Consider the following 4,301-nt stretch of genomic DNA (forward strand, 5'->3'; position numbering starts at 1 on the left):
CTGCTGGTAGGCCTGGTAAATGCCATCCTGGTTGTAAAGTTCATAGAAGTGGCCGGCAACCCTGCCGCCAAGCTGCCGGTACATTCCGTACCAGCAGTAGCTTTTGCCATACTTATAGTACCGCTTTTTGATACGCTGCGGGTATTTTCCATCCGGATGCTCAAAGGCCGCTCTCCGTTCACAGCAGACCGTAATCATATTCACCACTACTTGCTGGAGCTGAAGCTGAACCACAAGCAAACCACCCTGGTAGCGGTAACCTCCAATATATTATACGTAGCAGCCGCCTTTGCCTTGCAGAACCTGGGCACCAATTACCTGATGCTGCTGGTAACCGGTTCAGCCGCAGCATTAACGGTGGGCCTGTACCTGGCCAAGAAAAGGAAAGCGGCAGTCCCCAAACAGGTGCCTGCGCCTGCTATGTCAACCGTGGCCGCAGCAGTACCTGTAGTCAAAGAGCCGGTCATAGCCAAACCCAAACCCAAGATATTGCGGGTAAACCCGGAAGGTATGCTGCAGGATAAATAAGAATGCCGAACGCTAAACATATAAAGCTGAACGCCTGGTACTTGTGTGCCGGGCGTTTTTGCTTATAGGGGTTGCCCGGGCCAATTGCAGGGTTCCGCATTCCGCGTTTTCCATTCCGCATACTGTGTTTGCGTTTCGCCTACCCGTTCTTTGATGATTAAAAGAAATCCTGTAGGTTTGCAGGCACTTAACCAAAGTTTTGCTATGCAAGAAGATCTAGCCTTAATTATGGAAGATGCTGCAGACTCCATGGAGAAAGCCATTAAACACCTTGAAATAGAGCTTACAAAAATCAGGGCCGGTAAAGCAAATCCCCAGATATTGGATGGTATATCCGTAGATTACTACGGCGCCAGCACGCCGCTGAACCAGGTAGCCAATGTAAGCGTGGCAGATGCGCGCACCCTCACCATACAGCCCTGGGAAAAGAATATGATACAGCCTATTGAAAGGGCTATTATTGCAGCCAACATTGGTTTAAACCCCCAGAACGACGGGCAGCTGATACGTTTATTCCTGCCACCTTTAACAGAAGAGCGCCGTAAGGAGTTTGTAAAGCGCGCAGCCGGCGAAGGTGAGCAGGCAAAAGTGGCGGTTCGCAGCATTCGCCGCGATGCCATTGAAAATATTAAAAAGCTGCAGAAAGAAGGATTAAGTGAAGACACGGCCAAAGATGCGGAGGCAGATATTCAGGCCCTTACCGATAAATTTATAGTGCTGGTAGATAAGCACTGTGCTACCAAGGAAAAAGAGATCATGGCCATTTAGCCAATGGGCGGTACAGATGTGCAAATATGCACATCACTTCTTATTCACCAGGTACACCCCGCCCAGTATAATTCCTAAGCACAGCACCTGCACCCACGTAATATCTTCGCCGGCCAGCAGTCCCCAGCCAATAGCTACCACCGGTAATGCATAGGTAACCATGGATGCAAAAACAGAGCCGGCCTTTTGTATAAGTATATAAAACAGCACGGTGGCTATGCCGCTGCCCAGCACTCCCAGCGTGGTGCCGGCTGCCAGCGATATCCAGGGCGCATGCGGCCCTGTAAACAGGGGAAAAAAGTTGCTGAACAGCAGTACGGGAAAAGTGAACACCGCGCAAAAGAACAGGGCAATGGCGCTTAGCTGCACAGAGCTGAAGCCTTTCAGGTAATGGTGCACCAGGCTGATATTCACACCATAGCAAATGGTAGCCAGCAACACAAAAAAACCGTAGTACCAGTACCCGGTGCTAACGCCTTTTACGGCAAACAGGCCAACTACTCCCAGCAGGCCAATGCTAACCCCCAGCAGCTGCTTTTTTTCAAACGGGCTTTTAAATATCAGCAGGCCCGCCAGCAGCGCCATTAAAGGTGTTAGCGCATTCAGAATGCCGGCCAGCGCACTGTCTATACGGGTTTCGGCCAGGCAAAACAAAAAGGCCGGTATGCCGTTGCCCAATATACCGGATAGAATAATGAACGGTATTTTACTCCGGGGCGTTTGGCGTATGTATTTGATGAAAAAAGGCAGCAGCGACAGGCCCCCGGCCAGCATACGCACGCTGGCCACCTGGTACGATTGCAGGCCTTCCATACCAACTTTCATTAGTATAAAGGAGCTGCCCCAGGTAAGGGATAATAATAAGAAGATGCTCCAGTGTACAATACGTTTATCCAAAACAGATAGGTTTTTTGCGTGAGCAAAGGTCAGTGTTTTAATCCATATGCAACACTTATACAACTAATTTGTTAATTTTAGCAATAGGCAAGCACACCCCTTTTTATAATATGACCAGGATCAAATTGTCGAAGATCAGTACGGCGCCCCCTGAAAAATCAGATAAGGAAACAACCAAAGCAGCCACCAAAGTGTTTATTGAGGAGCTGGATGAATTACAGAACCTGTTGTATGCGCAGCACAAACACAGTGTGCTGGTAATATTGCAGGGTATGGATGCCAGTGGCAAAGATGGCGCGGTACGTAATGTACTGGGGCAAATGAACCCGCTGGGCGTAAGGGTGTACCCCTTTAAGGCGCCCACGCAGGATGAGCTGGACCATGACTTTTTATGGCGCGTGCATGCACATGTGCCGGCAAAAGGCATGATCCATGTATTTAACCGTTCGCATTACGAAGACGTGCTGGTGCAGCGCGTGCATAAGTGGGTAGATGAAAAGACCATTCAAAAAAGAATGGGCGCTATTAATGATTTTGAAAAGCTGCTTACAGAACATAACAGCACGCATATACTGAAATTTTACCTGCATGTATCGCGGGAAGAGCAGGCCAGGCGGCTGCAGGAGCGTACTGAGGACCCGCGTAAAATGTGGAAGTATAATGCAAATGATCAGAAAGAAGCCCTGCTTTGGAAACAGTACCGCAACGCGTATGAAGATGTGTTTGAGCATTGCAGCTATGTGCCCTGGCACATTGTGCCTGCGGATCATAACTGGTATAAAGAGTACCTGGTGGCTAAAACGTTAAGGGATATACTGAAAAAGCTGAAGATGAAATACCCGGCAATAAAGCAGAAATAATATCTTTATACGAACCTGTTTCGGGAGAATGTTTATTTTGCGTCGTTAATTTGTAACCATAAAACCTTTCCTTATGTCGTTCTTAAAAGAATTCAAGGAATTTGCCGTAAAAGGCAACGTAATGGATCTGGCTGTGGGTGTGATTATTGGAGGTGCATTTGGTAAGATCGTAACATCACTGGTTGATAATATCATTATGCCGGTGGTAGGCCTGTTCCTCCAGGGAGAAAGCTTTACAGACAAATTCTTACTGCTGGACAAAAGTAAAGGGAACTTTAGCACCCTGGCCGATGCAAAAGCAGCCGGCGTAGCCGTTTTTGCCTATGGTGCATTTATACAGAGCGTGCTGGATTTTTTGATCATAGCCTTCTGCGTATTCCTGCTGGTAAAATTTATGAACCGTTTAACGCGCAAGAAAGAGGCTGCCGCTGCCCCTGCTGCTCCTCCGGAATTAACAACACAGGAAAAACTATTGACGGAAATCAGGGATACGCTTAAATCTAAATAACTGCTGGCCTTCCCACAGCTGTACCTTAAAATACGTTACCATGCAATTGCTATCTGGCGGTATCATTAACCCGCTGCCGGATAACCGGCCTATAAATAAAACAAACTATTTGCTGATGAAATTTACAGGAATATTCCTTTTTTGCCTTTTAGCAGGCATGTACTCGCTGCATGCCCAGGATTGGAGAACCGAGCGGGAAGAGATGAATAAGAAATTTAAAATAGCCGAAGATGATACCGCTAAAGTGCGCTGGCGCAGGGGCGGCATATTTAACATAAACGTAAACCAGGGGTCTTTAACCAACTGGGCTGCTGGTGGCGATAGATTTTCGTTTTCAGTAGCCTCCACATTTACCGGCTACATTGCCTACCGGCAGGGCCGGCGTACCTGGGATAATGTGCTGGACCTGGCCTATGGCTATGTGAACACCACCAGCCTGGGTGGCCGTAAAAGCGACGACCGCATAGATTTTACCAGTAAATACGGTTACGACATAGGAAAGCACTGGTACCTGAGCGCCCTGTTGAACCTGCGCACCCAGTTTACCAATGGTTATTTATACGACAGTACGCCGCCGCGGCTTACCTCCCGCTTCTTTTCACCGGCCTACGTGCTGCTGGCGCCTGGTTTTGACTATAAGCCTACAGAAGCCCTGTCGGTATTCATGACGCCCATATCTGCACGCTTCCTGCTGGTAATGGACAATTATCTTGCTTCCCAGGGCGCCTACGGCGTAGATA

Annotated in this window: 5 protein-coding genes and 1 pseudogene; 5 read left to right on the forward strand and 1 reads right to left on the reverse strand. The window is 48.3% G+C overall.

Features of this window, described 5'->3' with window-relative positions:
• Together VFS25_RS08555 and frr are read left to right on the forward strand one after the other, a co-directional pair.
• A pseudogene (locus tag VFS25_RS08555) lies at positions 1–528 on the forward strand (undecaprenyl/decaprenyl-phosphate alpha-N-acetylglucosaminyl 1-phosphate transferase); the annotation flags it as partial.
• Between the two features lie 204 nt (positions 529–732).
• Positions 733–1,296, forward strand: a complete 564-nt coding sequence (gene frr / locus VFS25_RS08560) for a ribosome recycling factor (protein WP_326461714.1) — start codon at positions 733–735, stop codon at positions 1,294–1,296.
• A 33-nt stretch (positions 1,297–1,329) separates the two neighbouring features.
• Here frr and VFS25_RS08565 read toward each other — a convergent pair whose 3' ends face one another.
• Positions 1,330–2,193 carry a DMT family transporter gene (locus VFS25_RS08565; RefSeq protein WP_326461715.1) on the reverse strand — a complete coding sequence of 288 codons (864 nt, stop codon included), beginning with the start codon at positions 2,191–2,193 and terminating at the stop codon, positions 1,330–1,332.
• Between the two features lie 110 nt (positions 2,194–2,303).
• On the opposite strand from VFS25_RS08565, the gene VFS25_RS08570 reads away from it, so the two are divergent.
• The 3 genes from VFS25_RS08570 to VFS25_RS08580 all read left to right on the forward strand — a co-directional run.
• On the forward strand, positions 2,304–3,053 hold the full coding sequence (locus tag VFS25_RS08570; RefSeq protein WP_326461716.1) for a PPK2 family polyphosphate kinase: 750 nt from the start codon (positions 2,304–2,306) through the stop codon (positions 3,051–3,053).
• A 73-nt stretch (positions 3,054–3,126) separates the two neighbouring features.
• Positions 3,127–3,561, forward strand: a complete 435-nt coding sequence (mscL, locus tag VFS25_RS08575; RefSeq protein WP_326461717.1) for a large conductance mechanosensitive channel protein MscL — start codon at positions 3,127–3,129, stop codon at positions 3,559–3,561.
• A gap of 40 nt (positions 3,562–3,601) precedes the next feature.
• On the forward strand, positions 3,602–4,301 hold a 700-nt coding region (locus VFS25_RS08580), incomplete at its 3' end, for a DUF3078 domain-containing protein (protein WP_326461718.1).

Origin of the sequence: Chitinophaga sp., assembly GCF_035761305.1 — a bacterium.
Classification (GTDB): Bacteria; Bacteroidota; Bacteroidia; order Chitinophagales; family Chitinophagaceae; genus Chitinophaga.

What these genes read in the sequence shown, in the direction of transcription:
- frr (WP_326461714.1), top strand. Translation starts at nt 733, where the DNA reads ATGCAAGAAGATCTAGCCTTAATTATGGAAGATGCTGCAGACTCCATG.
- mscL (WP_326461717.1), top strand. Translation starts at nt 3,127, where the DNA reads ATGTCGTTCTTAAAAGAATTCAAGGAATTTGCCGTAAAAGGCAACGTA.
- VFS25_RS08570 (WP_326461716.1), top strand. Translation starts at nt 2,304, where the DNA reads ATGACCAGGATCAAATTGTCGAAGATCAGTACGGCGCCCCCTGAAAAA.